The sequence below is a fragment of the Georgenia faecalis genome (assembly GCF_003710105.1).
Classification (GTDB): domain Bacteria; phylum Actinomycetota; class Actinomycetes; order Actinomycetales; family Actinomycetaceae; genus Georgenia_A; species Georgenia_A faecalis.
This window is the reverse complement of record NZ_CP033325.1, coordinates 1,801,779-1,821,322: the sequence shown is the minus strand read 5'-3', so window position 1 is coordinate 1,821,322 and position 19,544 is coordinate 1,801,779. Positions and strand designations below refer to the sequence as shown.

The 19,544-nt window shown below is 74.4% G+C and carries 18 protein-coding genes; 17 read left to right on the top strand and 1 reads right to left on the bottom strand.

The genetic code is table 11. The features are described from left to right. The first annotated feature begins 47 nt into the window (after window positions 1–47). The 7 genes from EBO36_RS07920 to EBO36_RS15900 all read left to right on the top strand — a co-directional run bounded on the left by EBO36_RS07920 (window position 48) and on the right by EBO36_RS15900 (window position 8,013). Window positions 48–665: a hypothetical protein gene (locus EBO36_RS07920; protein ID WP_122824136.1), complete on the top strand. Its 618-nt coding sequence runs from the start codon at window positions 48–50 to the stop codon at window positions 663–665. A gap of 50 nt (window positions 666–715) precedes the next feature. Then, window positions 716–1,237, top strand: a complete 522-nt coding sequence (locus EBO36_RS07915) for a DUF6176 family protein (RefSeq protein WP_122825530.1) — start codon at window positions 716–718, stop codon at window positions 1,235–1,237. Continuing rightward, window positions 1,234–1,611: a hypothetical protein gene (locus tag EBO36_RS07910; protein ID WP_122824135.1), complete on the top strand. Its 378-nt coding sequence runs from the start codon at window positions 1,234–1,236 to the stop codon at window positions 1,609–1,611. Before EBO36_RS07915 ends, EBO36_RS07910 begins: the two co-directional genes overlap by 4 nt. Before the next feature lie 40 nt (window positions 1,612–1,651). Beyond that, a complete protein-coding gene (efp, locus tag EBO36_RS07905; RefSeq protein ID WP_122824134.1) occupies window positions 1,652–2,215 on the top strand; it encodes an elongation factor P in 564 nt (187 codons plus the stop codon). Window position 2,216: 1 nt separating this feature from the next. Beyond that, on the top strand, window positions 2,217–2,639 hold the full coding sequence (nusB, locus tag EBO36_RS07900; RefSeq protein WP_122824133.1) for a transcription antitermination factor NusB: 423 nt from the start codon (window positions 2,217–2,219) through the stop codon (window positions 2,637–2,639). A 73-nt stretch (window positions 2,640–2,712) separates the two neighbouring features. Next, window positions 2,713–3,189 carry a CinA family protein gene (locus tag EBO36_RS07895; RefSeq protein WP_241236956.1) on the top strand — a complete coding sequence of 159 codons (477 nt, stop codon included), beginning with the start codon at window positions 2,713–2,715 and terminating at the stop codon, window positions 3,187–3,189. A gap of 180 nt (window positions 3,190–3,369) precedes the next feature. Next, window positions 3,370–8,013, top strand: coding sequence for a S8 family serine peptidase (locus EBO36_RS15900; RefSeq protein ID WP_122824131.1), 4,644 nt, complete (start codon window positions 3,370–3,372; stop codon window positions 8,011–8,013). A 99-nt stretch (window positions 8,014–8,112) separates the two neighbouring features. Here EBO36_RS15900 and EBO36_RS07885 read toward each other — a convergent pair whose 3' ends face one another. Further along, on the bottom strand, window positions 8,113–8,568 hold the full coding sequence (locus tag EBO36_RS07885; RefSeq protein WP_122824130.1) for a hypothetical protein: 456 nt from the start codon (window positions 8,566–8,568) through the stop codon (window positions 8,113–8,115). A 175-nt stretch (window positions 8,569–8,743) separates the two neighbouring features. Between EBO36_RS07885 and pyrR the strand changes: the two genes are divergently transcribed. The 10 genes from pyrR (at window position 8,744) to coaBC (ending at window position 19,523) form a co-directional block, all read left to right on the top strand. Next, complete coding sequence (gene pyrR, locus EBO36_RS07880) at window positions 8,744–9,331, top strand: bifunctional pyr operon transcriptional regulator/uracil phosphoribosyltransferase PyrR (RefSeq protein WP_122824129.1); 588 nt, start codon at window positions 8,744–8,746, stop codon at window positions 9,329–9,331. Then, a complete protein-coding gene (locus EBO36_RS07875) occupies window positions 9,328–10,314 on the top strand; it encodes an aspartate carbamoyltransferase catalytic subunit (protein WP_122824128.1) in 987 nt (328 codons plus the stop codon). The genes pyrR and EBO36_RS07875 overlap by 4 nt, the downstream gene beginning before the upstream one ends. After that, complete coding sequence (locus EBO36_RS07870; protein ID WP_122824127.1) at window positions 10,311–11,633, top strand: dihydroorotase; 1,323 nt, start codon at window positions 10,311–10,313, stop codon at window positions 11,631–11,633. Before EBO36_RS07875 ends, EBO36_RS07870 begins: the two co-directional genes overlap by 4 nt. Next, entirely contained in the window at window positions 11,630–12,820 is a 1,191-nt protein-coding gene (gene carA, locus EBO36_RS07865; RefSeq protein ID WP_122824126.1) for a glutamine-hydrolyzing carbamoyl-phosphate synthase small subunit, read from the top strand. Before EBO36_RS07870 ends, carA begins: the two co-directional genes overlap by 4 nt. Further along, the gene (gene carB / locus EBO36_RS07860; protein ID WP_122824125.1) at window positions 12,820–16,116 is read left to right on the top strand and encodes a carbamoyl-phosphate synthase large subunit; all 3,297 of its coding nucleotides are present in this window, start codon (window positions 12,820–12,822) and stop codon (window positions 16,114–16,116) included. The genes carA and carB overlap by 1 nt, the downstream gene beginning before the upstream one ends. Then, window positions 16,113–16,979: an orotidine-5'-phosphate decarboxylase gene (gene pyrF, locus EBO36_RS07855; RefSeq protein ID WP_206515524.1), complete on the top strand. Its 867-nt coding sequence runs from the start codon at window positions 16,113–16,115 to the stop codon at window positions 16,977–16,979. The genes carB and pyrF overlap by 4 nt, the downstream gene beginning before the upstream one ends. A gap of 106 nt (window positions 16,980–17,085) precedes the next feature. Next, window positions 17,086–17,397, top strand: a complete 312-nt coding sequence (mihF, locus tag EBO36_RS07850; protein WP_122824124.1) for an integration host factor, actinobacterial type — start codon at window positions 17,086–17,088, stop codon at window positions 17,395–17,397. A 5-nt stretch (window positions 17,398–17,402) separates the two neighbouring features. Then, window positions 17,403–17,981 (top strand): guanylate kinase, encoded by a 579-nt coding sequence (gene gmk / locus EBO36_RS07845; RefSeq protein WP_122825528.1) that lies wholly within the window; start codon window positions 17,403–17,405, stop codon window positions 17,979–17,981. A 59-nt stretch (window positions 17,982–18,040) separates the two neighbouring features. Next, window positions 18,041–18,304 carry a DNA-directed RNA polymerase subunit omega gene (gene rpoZ, locus EBO36_RS07840; RefSeq protein ID WP_122824123.1) on the top strand — a complete coding sequence of 88 codons (264 nt, stop codon included), beginning with the start codon at window positions 18,041–18,043 and terminating at the stop codon, window positions 18,302–18,304. A gap of 10 nt (window positions 18,305–18,314) precedes the next feature. Continuing rightward, window positions 18,315–19,523: a bifunctional phosphopantothenoylcysteine decarboxylase/phosphopantothenate--cysteine ligase CoaBC gene (gene coaBC / locus EBO36_RS07835; protein WP_122824122.1), complete on the top strand. Its 1,209-nt coding sequence runs from the start codon at window positions 18,315–18,317 to the stop codon at window positions 19,521–19,523. Window positions 19,524–19,544 lie beyond the last annotated feature (21 nt).

Sequence of the window (19,544 nt, the reverse complement as noted above, 5' to 3'; positions counted from 1 at the left end):
AAGGACAGGGCCTTGAACCGGGCGCCTCAAGGCTGTAACCTTGGGTCATGTTCGTCGTGACGATCGACCAGAAGGCCAGCCGCTCCCGCGGCGACGGCGTCCCGGGCCTCCTCCGGGACGTCGACTCCTGGACCGGCGGGCGCACGCCCTTCGCCCTGCCCCTCGAGCGCACGGTGGGCGACGAGGTCCAGGGGGTCCTCACCGAGGCCGCGGCGACCGTTGCGCTCGCCCTCCACGTGCAGCGCCTCGGCGGCTGGAGCGTGGGGATCGGCGCGGGGCCGGTCGACCTGCCGCTGGCGGGGACCAGCCGCGAGAGCTCCGGGCCCGCGTTCATCCACGCCCGCACGGCCGTCGAACGCGCCCGCGGGCGCACCGTCACGGTCCCGCTGGCGGTCGACGCGCCGCGCCCGGACCGGGCCGAGGACGCCGAGGCGGTCCTCCAGATGCTCGTCGCGGTGCGCAACCGCCGGACGAGGGCCGGCTGGGACGTCGTCGACCGGCTCGCCGGCGGCGCCACCCAGCGGGCCGTCGCGGCGGACCTGGGCATCAGCGAGCAGGCCGTCAGCCAGCGCCTGCGGGTCGCCCTCTGGGAGGAGGAGCGCCGGCTCCACCCCCTGGCGGCGCGGCTCCTCGAGGAGAGCGGGAGCGCGGGGGCGCCGGCCTGATGGTGGCCGGCGTGCGCCCCGACGTCGGCGGGCGCTGGCACACTGCCGCCATGAGCGAGCCCGAGCCTTACACCCCGTTCCGCCCGGCCGCCCCGGAGGCGCCGGGCCACCCGATGCCGCCCTCCGTGCCGGCCGGCCTGCGGCTGGAGCTGAGCCGGGCCAGGCTGCTCGACGGCGCGGAGGAGCGCCTGGGGGAGTGGATGCACATGCTCCACGACCGCTACGACGAGTGCCTGGAGACCCTGCCCGCCGAGCGCGCCGTGGTCGAGGCGACGTTCAAGCACACCGAGGCGGACGGCTCGGTGTGGATGTACCACCTCAGCCTCATGGGGACCGACGGCGCGGGGCTCGACACGACCAACCCCGTCGACGCGGCGCACGACGCCTACGCGCGCCGGACCAAGGAGCCCGGCTGGGAGGAGCTCACCCCGCTGCTCCTCCTCGCCCCGGCCCACCTCACCGAGGCCATGGCCGCGTGGGGGCGTACCGGCCGTGTGGACGACGGCGCCACGCCCGCCGCCGCCCCCACCACGCCGGCCGCAGCCCCCACCGCGCCCGGGGCCGACGCGTGAGCGTCGACTGGCCCGCGGTCGGCGTCGTCGTCGCGGCCCTGCTCGTCTCGGTGCTCGCCGGGCGCCTGGTCACCTGGCTCGTCCTCGCGCGCGTCGCCCGCGAGGCGCCCTCCAACGGCGTGCTGCGCGGGGGCGCCTGGATCGGGATGCTCGAGCGCGCCGCCATCACCGGGTCCATCATCGGCGGGTTCCCGGAGGGCGTCGCCGTCGTCCTCGCCATCAAGGGGCTGGGCCGCTACCCCGAGCTGCGCGAGGCGCACCCGGACAAGCGCAGCCCGGCCGCCGAGCGCTTCATCATCGGCACGCTCGTGTCCTTCCTGTGGTCCGGCGCCTGCGGCTGGCTCGGTGCGCTCACCGTCCACGCGTTACCCTGATGGCCGCTCATCGCCCCCGACACACGCAAGGACGGACCCCGTGGCCTCGACCAACGACCTGAAGAACGGCCTGGTGCTCAACATCGACGGACAGCTCTGGTCCGTCGTGGAGTTCCAGCACGTCAAGCCGGGCAAGGGCCCCGCCTTCGTGCGCACCAAGCTCAAGCACGTCCTCTCGGGCAAGACGGTCGACCGCACCTTCAACGCCGGCGTCAAGGTGGAGACCGCCACCGTGGACAAGCGCGACATGCAGTTCCTCTACCGCGACGGCACCGACTTCGTCTTCATGGACTCCTCGACCTACGAGCAGATCTCCGTGCCCGAGGCCACCGTCGGTGACGTGGCGAACTTCATGCTGGAGAACCAGGACGCCATCGTCGCCATGCACGAGGGCCAGGTGCTCTACGTCGAGCTCCCCGCCTCGGTCGTCATGGAGATCACGTACACCGAGCCGGGCCTGCAGGGTGACCGCTCGTCCGCGGGCACCAAGCCGGCGACGATCGCCACCGGCTACCAGATCCAGGTCCCGCTGTTCCTCGAGACCGGCACGCGCGTCAAGGTCGACACCCGTACGGGTGACTACCTCGGCCGCGTCAACGACTGAGGTGTCTGCCCGCAGCAAGGCACGGACCCGAGCCGTCGACGTCCTCTACGAGGCCGACCAGCGCGGCCGCACCAGCCGTGAGGACATCCTCGACCTCCTCACGGAGCGGCTCCGGGTCACGGCCGCTCAGACCGCCCTGCCCCAGTACTCCGTCGACATCGTCGAGGGCTTCACCGAGCACGCCGAGGAGATCGACGAGCTCCTGCGCACCTACTCCCAGGGGTGGGCGCTGGAGCGCATGCCCGCCGTCGACCGCGCCATCCTGCGGGTCGGCGCGTGGGAGCTCCTCCACAACGACGACGTGCCCGACGCGGTCGCCGTCGACGAGGCCGTGGCGCTCGCCCGGACCCTGTCCACCGACGACTCGCCGGCGTTCGTCAATGGCCTCCTCGGCCGCCTGCTCGAGCTCAAGCCGACGCTGTAGACGCGGGCGTGGCGCGCGCCACACCGGCCTGCTCCCGGTGCGCGCGCCCCGCCTCCTGCGGCACCATGTGGCCGTGCCCACGACGACTGCCGCCGATCTGTCCGCCACCCTTGCCGAGCTCCTCGAGGGGGGCAAGCAACGGGTCGCCGTCGCCGAGTCCCTCACCAGCGGTCGCATCGCCACCCAGCTGGGGGCCGCGCCGGGCTCGTCGGACTGGTTCGCCGGCGGCGTCGTCGCCTACGCGAGCGACGTGAAGTTCGGGGTGCTCGGCGTCGAGCCGGGCCCGGTCGTCTCCGCGCGCTGCGCCGAGCAGATGGCCCGCGGGGTCGCCGAGCTCACTCAGGCGGACGTGGCCGTGGCCGTCACCGGCGTGGGTGGCCCGGACCGGCAGGAGGACCAGCCGGTCGGCACGGTGTTCATCGGTGTCTACGCCGGCGGCAAGGTCTACAGCGAGCACCACGACCTCGGTGACGAGGTCGAGGAGATCCTCGACGCGACGACGGTGCGCGCTCTCGAGCTCGTCGTCGACCGGGTCCGCGCCCTCGCCTGAGCCCCTCGCGAGCCCCTCGCCAGGCCCCGCGCGGCGAGGGCGCCGGGCTGCGAGCCCCCTAGCCATTTGGCCAAAGATCAGGGCGACACGTTGCCTGTCCTTGACGAGCCCTTGTGTGGCGCACTAGACAGAGCCGACCCGAAATGCCGGGCTCCACCTCACCCAAGGGTTGGTCCACCTGTGTCCAGAGCACGACCTCGCCTCCTGGCAGCGCTCACCGCCGCCACCCTGATCGCGGGCCTCGCCCCGGCAGCCGCCGGCGCGCCGTCCGACCGCGACGCCGTCGCCATCCGCCCCGCCGCCACGTCGGCCCCGGCCCCGGGCGCCCCGCGCGCCGAGGGCGCCACCGTCGAGGGGGCCGACGTCACCGCGACCACGTCCGTCCCGCGCGACGAGGCTAAGGGCACCGTCATGCGCCTGGGCTCCGCGCCGCAGGCCGAGCGGTACATCGTCCAGCTCGCCCAGCCCGCGGTCTCCGCCTACGAGGGCGGTATCGCACAGCTGCAGGCGACGCGCCCGGAGCCGGGCGACCAGCTCGACCCCGCCGCCGCCCCCGTCCAGGAGTACGTCGCCTACCTGGCCGACGAGCAGGCGGACCTGCGCGCCCGGATCGCGGCGGAGATCGGGCACACCCCGACCGTCGACTTCACCTACGCCTACGCGCTCAACGGCATCGCCGTGGCCCTCACCGCCGACGAGGCCGCCGCCGTCGCCGAGCTGCCGGGCGTCACGTCCGTCGTCGTCGACGTCGAGCGCATGCCGCAGTCCGACAACGGACCGCGGTGGATCGGGGCGCCTGCCATCTGGGAGGGCACCGCGACGGGTGTCGCCACGCGCGGCGAGGGCATCGTCGTGGGCGTCCTCGACACCGGCGTCAACCCCTCCAACCCCTCCTTCGCCGACTCCGTCCCCCTCGAGGACGGCGGCGACGGGTACGACCACACCAACCCCCGCGGCGCCGGCACCTACGTCGGGATCTGCGACCCCGCCAACACGGCCCAGTACGACGCGCGCTTCGCGTGCAACGACAAGCTCATCGGGGCGTGGGACTTCGTCGGTGACGGCCCGTTCGACACCGACGGCCACGGCAGCCACACCGCCAGCACCGCCGCCGGGAACCAGGTGGCGGCCGTCGTCGAGGGACCCTCCGGGATCAGCGAGACCAGGACGATCTCGGGCGTCGCACCGCACGCCAACCTCATCACCTACGACGTCTGCGTCGACGGCTGCTCCACCGCGGCCATCACCGCCGCGATCGACCAGGCGATCCGGGACGAGGTCGACGTCATCAACTACTCCATCGGCGGCGACAGCCCGTCCAACGCGTGGAGCGACCCGGACGCCCAGGGCTTCCTGGCCGCCCGCGCGGCGGGCATCTTCGTCGCCACCTCCGCCGGCAACGACGGCCCCGACGCCGAGACCCTCGGCTCGCCCGCCGACGTCCCGTGGATCACCTCCGTGGCCGCCTCGACGCACGACCGCACCTACCCCAACACCGTCACCGACCTCACCCGGGCCGACGGCGAGGGCCTCGCGCCCATCGAGGGCCTCGGGTTCACCACCGGGCACGGGTCGGCGCCGGTGGTCTACGCCGGCGACTTCGGCGACCCGCTGTGCCAGGCGGGCGCCTTCGAAGACGGCGAGCTCGACGGCCTCATCGTCGTCTGCGACCGCGGCGTCAACGGCCGCGTCGAGAAGGGCCAGGTCGTCGCCGACGCCGGTGCGGCCGGGATGATCCTCGCCAACGACGAGCCCAGTGGGGCCTCGCTCACCGGCGACGCCCACGTCCTGCCCGCCGTCCACATCAGCTACGACGACGGCGTCGTCCTCAAGGCCTGGCTCGCCGAGGGCGAGGGCCACACGGCCCGGATCACCGGCGCCACGCTGTCCGAGGACCCGGCCGACGGCGACATCACCGCCGACTTCTCCAGCCGCGGCCCGAACCGGGCGATGGACATCGTCTCGCCGAGCGTCAGCGCCCCCGGGGTCGACATCCTCGCCGCCGCCGGCGTCTCGACGGCGGACGCCGAGGTGGAGCCGTACTGGACGTTCATCTCCGGCACCTCGATGGCGAGCCCGCACGTCGCGGGCGCGGGCGCCCTCCTGGTGGCCCAGCGGCCCGACTGGTCCCCGGCCGAGCTCCAGTCCGCCCTCATGACGACGGCCGAGCGGGACCTCACCAAGGAGGACGGGGTCACCCCGGCCGACCCGTTCGACCAGGGCTCGGGCCGCGTGGACCTCGACGCCGCCGCCCGCGCCGGCCTCGTCCTCGACGAGTCCGTCGCCGACTACGAGGCCGCCAACCCGGCCGAGGGCGGCGACCCCAGCCAGCTCAACCTCGCCAGCATGGCGAACGGCGAGTGCCTCCAGGAGTGCTCCTGGACCCGCACCCTCACCGGGGACGCGCCCGGCTCCGTCACGTGGACGGCGTCGGTCACCTCCGCCGAGGGCGTCACCCTCACCGTCGAGCCGGCCACCTTCACCCTCGCCGACGGCGCCACCCAGGACATCACCGTCACCGCCCAGGTGAGCGCCGCCGAGCTGGACGTCTGGGCCTTCGGCGAGGTCGTGCTCACGCCGTCCGCGGAGGGGGTCCCCGACGCCGCGTTCCCCGTGGCCGTCCTGCCCTCCGCCGGCGTCCTGCCCGACGAGGTCGTCATCGACACCCGCCGGGACGCGGGGTCCCAGCTCGTCGAGGGCCTCCGGGCCGTCGCGATCAGCGACCTGCACATCGAGGCCGCGGGCCTGACTCCGTCGCAGACGGCGGAGTACTCCCTGGCCCAGGACCCGACGAACACCGACCCGTACGACACGCCCGCGGGCACCACCCTCGTTCGGGTCGACGTGCCCGAGGGCGCGAGCCGGCTCGTCGTCGAGGTCACCGAGTCCACCGCGACGGACATCGACCTGTTCGTCGGGCGTGGCGAGGCGGCGAGCCTCGCCACCGAGGAGTGCCGCAGCGCCACCGCCGGCGCGCTCGAGTCCTGCGACATCGGCGCCCCCGAGGCGGGGGCGTGGTGGGTCCTCGTGCAGAACTGGGAGGCCTCCGCCGCCGGCGCGACCGATACGCTCACGCTGGGGACCGCCGTCGTCGTGGGCGACGCCGGCAACCTGTGGGCCGAGGGCCCCGCGACCCACCCGGCCGCGGAGCCGTTCGACCTTCGGGTCTTCTACGACGAGCCGGCGCTCGAGGCGGGCCAGCGCTGGTACGGCGCCCTCACGCTCGGCTCCTCCCCGGACGGCGCGGGCGACATCGGCATCCTGCCCGTGACGCTCAACCGGTTCCCCGACGACGTCACCAAGACCGCCGACGTCGAGACGGCGGCACCCGGGGACACCGTCACTTACGAGGTCACCGTCGCCCCGAACGTCACCGACGAGGACCTCACGTACTCGCTCACCGACACCATCCCCGAGGGGATGACCTACGTCGAGGGCTCGGCCACCGGCGGCGCCACCGTCACCGACGGCGTGCTCGAGTGGGAGGGCGTCCTGCCCACCGCCGTGGGCGCGCAGGGCTCGTACGTCATCACCCGCAGCGGTGAGGACCCGGCGTGCGCCAACCCGTTCAACGGCACCGGCTACGTCGACCTCGCCACCCTCGGCAACTTCCGGACCGACGCCGGCATCTCCGGCGACACGAAGGCCTTCACGGTCTCGAGCCCCGCGCCGTTCAGCTTCTACGGCGTCGACTACAACGCCATCACGCTCACCGACGACGGGTTCGTCGTCTTCGACGTGATGACGCACTACGCCGGGACGCCCTGGGTGCCGCAGGCGCTGCCGAGCCCCGCAGCGCCGAACAACCTGCTCGCCATGCTGTGGCAGGACATGGAGATCGTCTACGACGCGGCGACGAACCGGGGTGTCACGCTCGTCAACCTCGGCGGGACGGTCCCCGGTAGCGCGCTCGTCATCGAGTACGACGACGTCCAGCTCCTCGACGACCCGGAGAGCACCTACGACGTCGAGCTGTTCGCCTTCCGCGGCCAGGACGACACCCCGGGTGCGTACGAGTTCTACGTCGCCTACGACAACGTCAGCGGCCCGGTGGACGGCCCGCTCACCATCGGCGCGGAGGACGCAACGGGCACGGCGGGCCAGGCGCTCGTCAACGGCGCCTCCGGCGAGGGCGTCGTCGCGGACGACTCCGTCGTCTGCTTCGACTACCAGGGCGTGTCCTTCGACCCCGTGACCATCACGTACCAGGCGACGGTCGACGACGAGGGCCTGGCGAACGGTGACGTCCTCACCAACGAGGTCACCCACGTCACCGACAACCCCGGTGCGCAGCCGGTCACCGTCGGCGTCGACGTCACGGTCGAGGGCGTCGTCGCGCCCACCCCGGTCGTCACGGTGGAGCGCACGCAGGACGCGCGGGAGCCGCGCACCAACGGTGTCTTCACCTTCACCCGCACCGGCGACCTCTCGGCCGCGCTCACGGTCGGGTACGAGGTGGACCTCGACGGGGTCCGCGTCGGGCGCGACATCCGGGCCCTGGACGGCACGGTGACCTTCGCCGCCGGCCAGGCGCAGGCGACGGAGACCGTGGAGGTGCTCAACCGCAGCGGCCGTCAGCGGGACGTGCGCACCGTCACGGTGAGCCTCGTCGACGCCGAGGCGTACGACGTCGGCGAGCCGGCGTCCGCGTCGCTGCGCGTCATCGACGCCAGCGGGTCCGGCGCGCCGGCCGAGCCGCCGGGCGCCCCCGAGTGCTCCATCTCCGACGAGCGGTGCTGGTTCCACTGGTTCAGCTCGTACGCGGAGTGGCTGCTCTGGAAGCTGTTCAGCTGGCTGTTCCCGGGGCTGCCGCAGCACCCCTGAGCACCTGAGCACCTGAGCACCTGAGCACCTGAGCACCTGAGCACGTACGACGGGCGTGGCACCGGACGGTGCCACGCCCGTCATGCGTCGGTGGACGCCTCAGGCGTCGGTCTCGAGGGGCGCCTGGGGCCGCTCGCAGAGGAACGGCCCGCGGCGCGGGCCGGAGTGGTAGCGGTACGTGCGCCCGCCGGCCTCGAGCTCGACGAGCCGCCCCGGGGTGAGCGCCTGGGTGTACGCCATGCCGCGCTGGGGGCACCCGAGCGCGCCGTCGCGCCACGTGACGGCGGCGGACCGGACCACCGTGACGTCGTCGGCGGAGATCCCCAGGCGTCCGGCGAGGTCGCGGACGGCGGCCTCGGCGTCGGGATCGCCGCTCGGGACGGCCGTCGGCGACGGGCCCGGTGCGGGGGCCGGACCGGAGGGCGTGGGCTGCTCGGTGGTCACCGTGGGGTCCTCCGGGTCGGGGCTTCGGTCAGGGGTCGGGTCCGCGCCGCACGCCGTCAGGGCGAGCGTCAGCACCAGCAGGGCCAGGGTCCGGCTGCTCGTCGCCCGCACGGCCTCACCTCCTGCCCCTATCCTCACGCGCCCCCTATCCTCACGCGCCCCGCCACGCTCCGCCCGGCCGCACCGTGGACGGTGGCGGGCCGCGCCGGGCGGTGCGGTTACGATCACGACCACCTGCCCATCCTTTAACACCCGTCCTGTGAGGCGGGGAAGGAGACGCTCGCCCATGCCTGCCGCCACCCCACCGCGCGAGGACGTCGTCGTCCTCGGCCCCGCGGAGATCTCCCGGTCCCTGCGACGGATCGCCCACGAGATTCTCGAACGCAACGACGCCGGCGAGGACCTCGTCCTCCTCGGCATCCCCACCCGCGGTGCGCCCCTCGCGCAGCGCCTGGTCGCCCAGGTCCGCGAGGCCGCCGGCGGCGAGGACGCCGGCCGCCGCGTCACCGCCGGCACCCTCGACGTGACGATGTACCGGGACGACCTGCGCAGCCAGCCCACCCGGACCCTGCTGCCCACCGACCTGCCGGCCGGGGGAGTGGACGGCACCGTCGTCGTCCTCGTCGACGACGTCCTCTACTCCGGGCGCACCATCCGCGCCGCGCTCGACGCCGTCGCCGACATCGGCCGCCCCGAGCGCATCCAGCTCGCCGTGCTCGTCGACCGCGGCCACCGCGAGCTGCCGGTGCGCGCCGACTTCGTCGGCAAGAACCTGCCCACCTCCCGCACCGAGCGGGTGAGCGTGCGCCTGGCCGAGATCGACGGTGGCGACGACGCCGTGACGATCAGCAAGGCGGGAGGGGCGCCCTCATGAGGCACCTCCTGTCCGCCGCCGACCTCGACCACGCGGCCGCCGTCGCGCTCCTCGACACCGCCGAGCAGATGGCCGCGACCCAGTCCCGCCAGATCAAGAAGCTCCCCACGCTGCGGGGGCGCACGGTCGTCAACCTCTTCTTCGAGGACTCGACCCGGACCCGGATCTCCTTCGAGGCGGCCGCCAAGCGGCTCTCCGCCGACGTCATCAACTTCGCCGCGAAGGGCTCCTCGGTCTCCAAGGGGGAGTCCCTCAAGGACACCGCCCAGACCCTCCAGGCGATGGGCGCGGACGCCGTCGTCGTGCGGCACAGCGCCTCCGGCGCCCCGCACCGCCTGGCGCACTCGGGCTGGATCGACGTCCCGGTGGTCAACGCCGGGGACGGTACGCACCAGCACCCCACCCAGGCGCTCCTCGACGCCTACACGCTGCGCCGGCACCTCGCCCCGCCCGGGCCCGACGGCGGCACCACCGGGGCCGACCTCGCCGGCCGGCACGTCGTCGTCGTCGGCGACGTCCTCCACTCCCGCGTGGCGCGCTCCAACGTCGACCTCCTCACCACCCTCGGCGCGCGGGTCACGCTCGTCGCCCCGCCGACCCTCGTCCCCGTGGGCGTCGGCGCCTGGCCCGCCCGGGTCTCCTACGACCTCGACGCCGCCCTGGCCGAGGGGCCCGACGCCGTCATGCTCCTGCGGGTCCAGCGGGAGCGGATGTCGAGCGCGGGCGGCGGGTTCTTCCCCTCCCCGCAGGAGTACCACCGCCGCTACGGGCTCACCCCCGCCCGGCTCGCCGTCCTGCCCGAGCACACCCGCGTCATGCACCCCGGGCCGATGAACCGCGGCCTGGAGATCTCCGCGGAGGCGGCGGACAGCCCGCGTTCCACCATCGTCGAGCAGGTCGCCAACGGCGTCCTCGTGCGCATGGCCGTCCTCTACCACCTGCTCGCCGGACACCCCGGCACCGACGAAGGGGGCGCCGCGTGAGCGAGTACCTCATCCGCGGCGCGGCCCTCCTCGGGGACGCGCCGACCGACCTGCTCCTCGCCGGGGGCACCATCGCCGCCGTGGGGACGGCCGCGGCACGCGAGGCCTCCGGTGACGCCCGCGTCGTCGACGCCGACGGGCTCGTCGCCCTGCCCGGCCTCGTCGACCTCCACACCCACCTGCGCGAGCCGGGCCGGGAGGACACCGAGACCGTCGCCTCGGGCACGCGCGCCGCGGCGGCCGGCGGGTTCACCGCCGTCCACGCGATGGCCAACACCCAGCCGGTCGCCGACACCGCCGGCGTCGTCGAGCAGGTCTGGCACCTCGGCCGCGAGGCCGGGTGGGCCGACGTCCGCCCGGTCGGGGCGGTCACGGTGGGCCTGGCGGGCACCCAGCTCGCCGAGCTGGGCGCCATGGCCACCTCCCGCGCCGGCGTCCGGGTGTTCTCCGACGACGGCCACTGCGTGGCCGACCCCGTCCTCATGCGCCGCGCCCTGGAGTACGTCAAGGCGTTCGACGGCGTCATCGCCCAGCACGCGCAGGAGCCGCGGCTCACCGAGGGCGCCCAGATGAACGAGGGCGTCGTCTCCGCCGAGCTCGGGCTCACCGGCTGGCCCGCGGTGGCCGAGGAGGCGATCATCGCCCGCGACGTCCTCCTCGCCGAGCACGTCGGCTCACGCCTGCACGTGTGCCACGTCTCCACCGCCGGGTCGGTCGAGATCATCCGCTGGGCGAAGTCCCGGGGGATCGACGTCACCGCCGAGGTGACGCCCCACCACCTCCTCCTCACCGACGACCTGGCCCGCACCTACGACCCGCGGTACAAGGTCAACCCGCCGCTGCGCACCGCCGAGGACGTCGCCGCGTTGCGGGAGGCGCTGGCCGACGGGACCATCGACATCGTCGCCACCGACCACGCCCCGCACGCCGTGGAGGACAAGGACTGCGAGTGGGGGGCCGCGGCCTTCGGGATGACCGGGCTGGAGACCGCCCTGCCCGTCGTGCTGGAGACGATGGTCGCCACCGGCGCGATGACCCTGGCCGACGTCGCCCAGGTGCTGTCCGTGCGCCCCGCCCGCATCGGCCGCGTGGGCGACCACGGCCGCCCGCTCGCCGCGGGGGAGCCGGCGTCGATCACGCTCGTCGACCCCGCCGCGCGCGTCGAGGTCGACCCCACCCGCCAGGCGACCGCGTCGGGGAACACCCCGTTCCGCGGCCGCACCCTGCCCGGCCGCGTCATGGCGACGTTCCTGCGCGGCCGCGCCACGGTCCTGGACGGCCACCCGGTCGATCCCGCACGAGGAGGAGAGCACGCGTGAGAACCCGACGAGACCCTGCCCTGCTGGTCCTGGAGGACGGCTTCGTCCTGCGCGGCGAGGCGTACGGCCAGCTCGGGCGGACGGTCGGCGAGATCGTCTTCTCCACCGGGATGACCGGCTACCAGGAGACCCTCACCGACCCCTCCTACCACCGCCAGATCGTCGTCATGACGGCGCCGCACATCGGCAACACCGGCGTCAACGACGAGGACCCCGAGTCCAGCCGCATCTGGGTGGCCGGGTTCGTCGTGCGCGACGCCGCCCGGCGCGCGTCGAGCTGGCGCTCCGAGCGCGAGCTCGAGGACGAGCTGCGGGACCAGGGCGTCGTGGGCATCTGCTCCGTGGACACCCGCGCCCTCACCCGGCACCTGCGCGAGCGGGGCGTCATGCGCGGCGGCATCTTCTCCGGCACCGCCCTGCCCGCGGGGGCCGCCGAGGGCAACGCCGCCGCCCGCGAGGTCCTCGGTGACCTCGTCCGCCAGGCGCCCGCGATGACCGGCGCCGACCTCGCCGGGCAGGTGACCACCCCGCACGCGTACGTCGTCGAGCCGGCTGGCGAGCCGGTCGCCACCGTCGTCGCGGTGGACCTGGGGATCAAGTCCCGCACGCCGGCCCAGCTGGCCGCGCGCGGGGTGCGCGTGCACGTCGTGCCGCAGAGCATCACGCTGCCCGAGATCCTCGCGCTGGCGCCCGACGGCGTCTTCTTCTCCAACGGCCCCGGCGACCCCGGCGCCGCGACCCACGAGGTGGAGCTCCTGCGCGGCGTGCTCGACGCGAAGGTGCCGTTCTTCGGCATCTGCTTCGGCAACCAGCTCCTCGGCCGCGCCCTGGGCTACGGCACCTACAAGCTGGAGTACGGCCACCGCGGGGTCAACCAGCCCGTCCTCGACCGGGCGACCGGCCGGGTGGAGATCACCGCCCACAACCACGGCTTCGCCGTCGACGCCCCCACCGACGCCCCGAGCGTCGCCCCGTTCGACGGCGGCCGGTACGGGCGGGTCGAGGTCTCCCACCTCGGCCTCAACGACGACGTCGTCGAGGGCCTGCGGGCGCTCGACATCCCCGCGTTCTCGGTCCAGTACCACCCCGAGGCGGCCGCCGGCCCGCACGACGCCGAGCACCTGTTCGACCGCTTCATCGCGCTCATGACCCAGCGCCGCGCGAGCGCCACCCGAGAGGACGCCTGATGCCCCGCCGGACCGACCTCACCTCCGTCCTCGTCATCGGCTCCGGGCCGATCGTCATCGGCCAGGCCGCGGAGTTCGACTACTCGGGCACCCAGGCGTGCCGGGTGCTGCGCGAGGAGGGCCTGCGGGTCATCCTCGTCAACTCCAACCCGGCGACGATCATGACGGACCCGGAGATGGCCGACGCCACCTACGTCGAGCCCATCACGCCCGAGGTGGTCGCCTCGATCATCGCCAAGGAGCGCCCCGACGCCCTCCTGCCCACCCTCGGCGGGCAGACGGCGCTCAACACCGCCATCGCCCTGGACGAGGCCGGGGTGCTCGCCGAGTACGGCGTCGAGCTCATCGGCGCATCGATCGCCGCGATCAACGCCGCCGAGGACCGCCAGGCCTTTAAAGAGGTCGTCGCCCGGTGCGGCGCCGAGAGCGCCCGCTCGGCCATCGCCCACACGCTCTCGGAGTGCCACGAGATCGCCGCCGACCTGGGCTACCCCCTCGTCGTGCGGCCCTCGTTCACCATGGGCGGGCTCGGCTCGGGCATGGCCTACACCCCGGCGGACCTCGACCGGATCGCCGGGGCCGGCCTGCACTACTCGCCCACCAGCGAGGTCCTCCTCGAGGAGTCGATCCTCGGGTGGAAGGAGTTCGAGCTCGAGCTCATGCGCGACAAGGCGGACAACGTCGTCGTCGTGTGCTCCATCGAGAACGTCGACCCCGTCGGCGTGCACACCGGGGACTCCATCACCGTCGCCCCGGCGCTCACCCTCACCGACCGCGAGTACCAGAAGCTCCGCGACGTCGGCATCGCCGTCATCCGCGAGGTCGGCGTGGACACCGGCGGGTGCAACGTCCAGTTCGCCGTCGAGCCCACCACCGGGCGGGTCGTCGTCATCGAGATGAACCCGCGGGTCTCCCGGTCCTCGGCGCTGGCCTCCAAGGCGACGGGGTTCCCCATTGCCAAGATCGCCGCGCGGCTGGCCATCGGGTACACCCTCGACGAGATCCCCAACGACATCACCGCCTCCACGCCCGCCTCCTTCGAGCCGACGCTCGACTACGTCGTCGTCAAGGTGCCGCGGTTCGCGTTCGAGAAGTTCCCCGCCGCGGACCCCACGCTGACGACGACGATGAAGTCGGTGGGCGAGGCGATGGCCCTGGGCCGCAACTTCACCGAGGCCCTCCAGAAGGCGATGCGCTCCATCGACGCCGCCGGGTCGGTCTTCCACTGGGACGGCCCCGCCCCGGACGCCGAGGCCACCGCCGCGCTCCTCGAGGCGGTCCGGACGCCGACGACGGAGCGCCTGGTCCTCGTCCAGCAGGCCCTGCGCGGCGGGGCGAGCGTCGCCGAGCTCGCCGACGCCACCGGGATCGACCCGTGGTTCCTCGACCAGCTGCTCCTCATCACCGAGGTCGCCGACGAGGTCGCGCAGGCGAGCGCGCTCACCCCGGAGGTCCTCGCCCTCGCCAAGCGCCACGGCTTCTCCGACACCCAGGTGGGGCGTCTGCGGCGGCTGGCGGAGGACACCGTCCGCGAGGTGCGGCACGCCTACGGCCTGCGCCCGGTGTACAAGACGGTGGACACGTGCGCCGCGGAGTTCGCCGCCCGCACGCCCTACCACTACTCCTCCTACGACACGGAGACCGAGGTCGAGCCCCGCGAGCGCGAGGCCGTGATCATCCTCGGCTCCGGCCCCAACCGCATCGGCCAGGGGATCGAGTTCGACTACTCGTGCGTCCACGCCACCCTGGCCCTGGCGGAGAAGTACGAGACGGTCATGGTCAACTGCAACCCCGAGACCGTCTCCACGGACTACGACATCTCGGGGCGGCTCTACTTCGAGCCCCTCACCTTCGAGGACGTCCTCGAGGTCTACGAGGCGGAGCTCGCCGCCGGCCCGGTCGCCGGCGTCATCGTCCAGCTCGGCGGGCAGACGCCCCTCGCGCTGGCCCAGCGCCTCGCCGACGCCGGCGTGCCCATCCTCGGCACCCCGCCGGAGGCCATCGACGCCGCCGAGGACCGCGGGGCCTTCGGGGCCGTGCTCGCCCAGGCGGGGCTCCCCGCCCCGGCGTTCGGCACGGCGACGACGCTGCCCCAGGCGCGGGTGGTCGCCGCGCGGATCGGCTACCCCGTCCTCGTGCGCCCCTCCTACGTCCTCGGCGGGCGCGGGATGGAGATCGTCTACGGGGAGGACCAGCTCGTCGACTACGCCGAGCGGACCGGCCTCGGCCAGGTCAAGGGCCCCCTGCTCATCGACCGGTTCCTCGACGACGCCATCGAGATCGACGTCGACGCGCTCTTCGACGGGACCGACCTGTTCCTCGGCGGCGTCATGGAGCACATCGAGGAGGCCGGCATCCACTCCGGCGACTCGGCGTGCGTCCTGCCGCCGGTGACGATCTCCCAGCGCGAGATCGAGCGGATCGCCGCCTCGACGCGGGCCATCGCCGAGGGCGTGGGGGTGCGCGGGCTCATCAACATCCAGTTCGCGCTGGTCTCCGACATCCTCTACGTCATCGAGGCCAACCCCCGCGCCTCGCGCACCGTGCCGTTCGTCTCCAAGGCCACCGGCGTGCCGCTGGCCAAGGCGGCGGCGCTGCTCATGGCGGGGGAGACCATCGCCGAGCTCCGCGCCCGCGGGGTCCTGCCCGCCACCGACGCCTCCCTTGACGACCTCGCCGCGCCCGTCGCCGTCAAGGAGGCGGTGCTGCCCTTCAAGCGGTTCGCCACCGCCGCCGGGTCGGTCGTCGACACCGTCCTCGGCCCGGAGATGCGCTCGACCGGTGAGGTCATGGGCTTCGACACGGACTTCCCGACGGCGTTCGCCAAGTCCCAGGCCGCGGCGTACGGGGGCCTGCCGACGTCGGGCCGGGTGTTCGTCTCCGTGGCCGACCGCGACAAGCGCGCGCTGGCGTTCCCCGTGGCCCGGCTCGTCGACCTCGGGTTCGAGATCCTCGCCACCGAGGGCACGGCGGGCGTGCTGCGCCGCAGCGGGATCCACGCCACCCGGGTGCGCAAGGCCAGCGAGGGCCGCGGGCCGGCGGGGGAGCCGACGATCATCGACCTCATCACCGACGGCCAGGTGGACATGGTGGTGAACACCCCCTCCGGCCAGGGCGCCCGCGCCGACGGGTACGAGATCCGTACCGCGACGACGACGGCCGACAAGCCGATCATCACCACCGTCCAGCAGCTCGCGGCGGCGGTGCAGGCCATCGAGGCCGTCGGGCGCGGGGCGTTCACGGTGACGTCGCTCCAGGACCACGACGCCGCCCGCGCCGCTCGGGCCGCCCGGTGAGCGCGACCGCCCCGTTCGGGCGGCGGCTGGCCGCGGCCATGGCCGCGCACGGGCCGCTGTGCGTCGGCATCGACCCCCACCCCGCGCTCCTGCACCGCTGGGGGCTGGCGGACGACGTCACCGGCCTGCGGACGTTCGGCCTGCGCACGCTCGACGCGCTCGGTGGTCGCGTCGCCGCGCTCAAGCCGCAGTCGGCGTTCTACGAGCGGCACGGCTCGGCGGGCATCGCGGTCCTCGAGGAGCTCCTCGCCGCCGCCCGCGAGACCGGCACGCTCACCGTGCTCGACGTCAAGCGCGGCGACGTCGGCTCGACGATGCTCGGGTACGCCGACGCCTACCTGCGCGACGGCTCGCCGCTCGCCGCGGACGCCGTCACCCTCTCGCCGTACCTGGGCCTCGGCTCCCTGGGACCGGCGATCGAGGCCGCCCTGGGCAGCGGCCGGGGGGTGTTCGTCCTCGCGCTCACCTCGAACCCGGAGGGGGCCGGCGTCCAGCACGCCCGGGACGCGGCGGGGCACGCGGTCGCCGCCCAGGTGGTCGACGGCGCGCGCGCCCTCAACGCGCCCCAGGCCGCCGCCGGGGAGCCGCTGGGCTCGGTGGGCCTCGTCGTCGGTGCGACGGTGGGCGCGGCGGCGCGCGAGCTCGGCATCGACCTCGCCTCCGTCCGTGGGCCGCTGCTCGCTCCCGGCGTCGGCGCGCAGGGCGCCGGTCCGCGCGAGCTCGCCGAGGTCTTCGCCGGGGCGGAACGCTCGGTCCTCGCGAGCACCTCGCGCGCGGTGCTCGCCGCGGGGCCGGACGCCCCCGCGCTGCGGGCGGCCGCGAGCGCCGTCGCGGACGAGGCGAGGGTCGCCCTGGGCCTGTGAGCGCGGCCCGCGACGACGCATAGACCCCCGACGTTGCTCCGGCGGCCCGCGCCTCGATACGTTGCCCCCTGAGCCGAGTCCTCCCCCCGTCCCCGAGGTGATCCCTGTGCCCCTACCCCCGCTCAGTCCCGAGCAGCGCGCTGCCGCCCTGGCCAAGGCCGCTGCCGCCCGGTCGACCCGAGCGGGGGTGAAGAACCGCCTCAAGTACTCGCGCACGACGCTGTCGCAGGTGATCGACGCGGCACGCGAGGACGAGGCGCTCGGCAAGCTCCGGGTGAGCGCCCTGCTCGAGTCGCTGCCGGGGGTCGGCAAGGTCAAGGCGCGCACCATCATGGCGGAGATCGGCATCTCCGAGTCGCGCCGGGTGCGGGGCCTCGGCCCCAACCAGGTGGCCGCCCTCGTCGAGCGCTTCGGCTGAACGTGGTGCACGCCAGCCCCGCCCAGGAGTCCCGCCTCACCGTGCTCGCCGGCCCGACCGCCGTGGGCAAGGGCACCGTCTCCGCGGACCTGCGCCGCCGCTACCCGCAGGTGTGGCTCTCCGTCTCGGCGACCACCCGGGCCCCGCGCCCGGGCGAGATCGACGGCGTCCACTACCACTTCGTCAGCCCCGAGGAGTTCGACCGCCTCGTGGCCGAGGGCCAGATGCTCGAGTGGGCCGTCGTCCACGGGCACAACCGCTACGGCACCCCGCGCGGCCCCGTCGAGGAGCGCATCGCCCAGGGCCTGCCCGCCCTGCTCGAGATCGACCTCCAGGGGGCCCGGCAGGTCCGCGAGTCCATGCCCAACGCGCGTTTCGTCTTCCTCGCCCCGCCGTCGTTCGAGGAGCTGGAGCGCCGGCTGCTCGGGCGGGGGACCGAGGACGCCGAGGAGCGGGCACGCCGCCTCGAGACGGCGCACCGCGAGCTCGCCGCCGCCGCGGAGTTCGACCACGTCATCGTCAACGACACCGTCACCCGCGCCACGGACGAGCTGGTCTCCGTCATGGGCCTGCCCACGGAGTAGACTGTCCGTTCGTGCTGGCGCAGTGCGCCCACCCCACCACTCGAAGAGGTCAGAACACCATGTCCGGAACCGTCGCACAGCCCGAGGGCATCACCGACCCGCCGATCGACCAGCTCCTCGACTCCGTCGACTCCAAGTACGCGCTGGTCATCAACGCCTCCAAGCGCGCCCGCCAGATCAACGCCTACAACTCCCAGCTCCAGGAGGGGCTGCTCGAGTTCGTCGGCCCGCTGGTCCCGGCCGCGCAGAACGACAAGCCGCTGTCGATCTCGCTGCGCGAGATCAACGAGGGCCTGCTCACGGTCAAGAAGACCCAGGCCTGACCCCGGCGCGATGACCGCCCGCATCGTCCTCGGCGTCAGCGGCGGCATCGCCGCGTACAAGGCCGTCCTGCTCCTGCGCCTGCTGCGCGAGGCCGGGCACCGCGTGCGCGTCGTGCCCACCGCCGGCGCGCTGGAGTTCGTCGGGCGGTCCACCTGGGAGGCCCTGTCGGGCGAGCCGGTGCACACCGACGTCTTCGCCGGGGCCGTCGAGGTCGAGCACGTGGCGCTGGGCCGCAGCGCGGACCTCGTCATCGTCGCCCCGGCGACGGCGGACCTCCTCGCCCGCGCGGCCGCCGGCCGCGCGGACGACCTGCTCACGGCCACGCTGCTCACCGTCACGTGCCCCGTGCTCCTCGCGCCGGCGATGCACACGGAGATGTGGCACCACCCGGCGACTGTCGACAACGTGGCGACGCTGCGCGCCCGCGGCACGCGCGTCCTCGAGCCCGACGACGGCCGCCTCACCGGCGCGGACACCGGCCCGGGGCGCCTGCCCGAGCCCGAGCGCATCGCCGCCGCGGCGCTGGCGCTCCTCGGGCCGGCGGACCTCGCCGGCCGGCGGGTCGTCGTCACCGCGGGCGGCACCCGCGAGCCGCTGGACCCCGTGCGCTTCCTCGGGAACCGCTCCTCCGGCCGCCAGGGCGCCGCGCTGGCCGCCGAGGCCGCCCGCCGCGGCGCCGACGTCCGCCTGCTCGCCGCGTCGGTGGACGAGGTCGCCCGCCGGACCGCCACGGCCGCCGGCGTCGCCGTCACGGACGTCACCACCACCGCCGAGCTGCGCGACGCCGTCCGCGCCGCCGTCGCCGACGCCGACGTCCTCGTCATGGCCGCGGCGGTGGCGGACTTCCGCCCGGCCGCGCCCGCCACCGGCAAGATCAAGAAGGACGGCGGGGCGCCCCCGACCCTCACCCTCGTCGAGAACCCCGACATCCTCGCCGAGGTCGCCGCCGACCGCCCGCACCCGCGCCTGGTCGTGGTGGGCTTCGCCGCCGAGACCGGCGAGCCCGAGGAGGTCCTCGCGCTCGGCCGGGCCAAGGCACGCCGCAAGGGCGCCGACCTGCTCGCCGTCAACGCCGTGGGGACCGACCGCGGCTTCGGCGACGTGACGAATGCCATCACCGTCCTCGACGCCGACGGCGAGGTGGTCGGCTCCGGCGCGGGAACCAAGGCGGAGGTGGCCGCGACGCTGTGGGACCTCGTGGCGGACCGCCTGCGCTGAGGCCGGGCCCCGTTCCGTGGC

Bases quoted from the DNA above. Each gene is read 5' to 3' on its own strand.
- EBO36_RS07920 (WP_122824136.1), top strand. From the start codon at position 48: ATGTTCGTCGTGACGATCGACCAGAAGGCCAGCCGCTCCCGCGGCGAC.
- EBO36_RS07915 (WP_122825530.1), top strand. From the start codon at position 716: ATGAGCGAGCCCGAGCCTTACACCCCGTTCCGCCCGGCCGCCCCGGAG.
- pyrR (WP_122824129.1), top strand. From the start codon at position 8,744: ATGCCTGCCGCCACCCCACCGCGCGAGGACGTCGTCGTCCTCGGCCCC.
- EBO36_RS07875 (WP_122824128.1), top strand. From the start codon at position 9,328: ATGAGGCACCTCCTGTCCGCCGCCGACCTCGACCACGCGGCCGCCGTC.
- carB (WP_122824125.1), top strand. From the start codon at position 12,820: ATGCCCCGCCGGACCGACCTCACCTCCGTCCTCGTCATCGGCTCCGGG.
- rpoZ (WP_122824123.1), top strand. From the start codon at position 18,041: ATGTCCGGAACCGTCGCACAGCCCGAGGGCATCACCGACCCGCCGATC.
- coaBC (WP_122824122.1), top strand. From the start codon at position 18,315: ATGACCGCCCGCATCGTCCTCGGCGTCAGCGGCGGCATCGCCGCGTAC.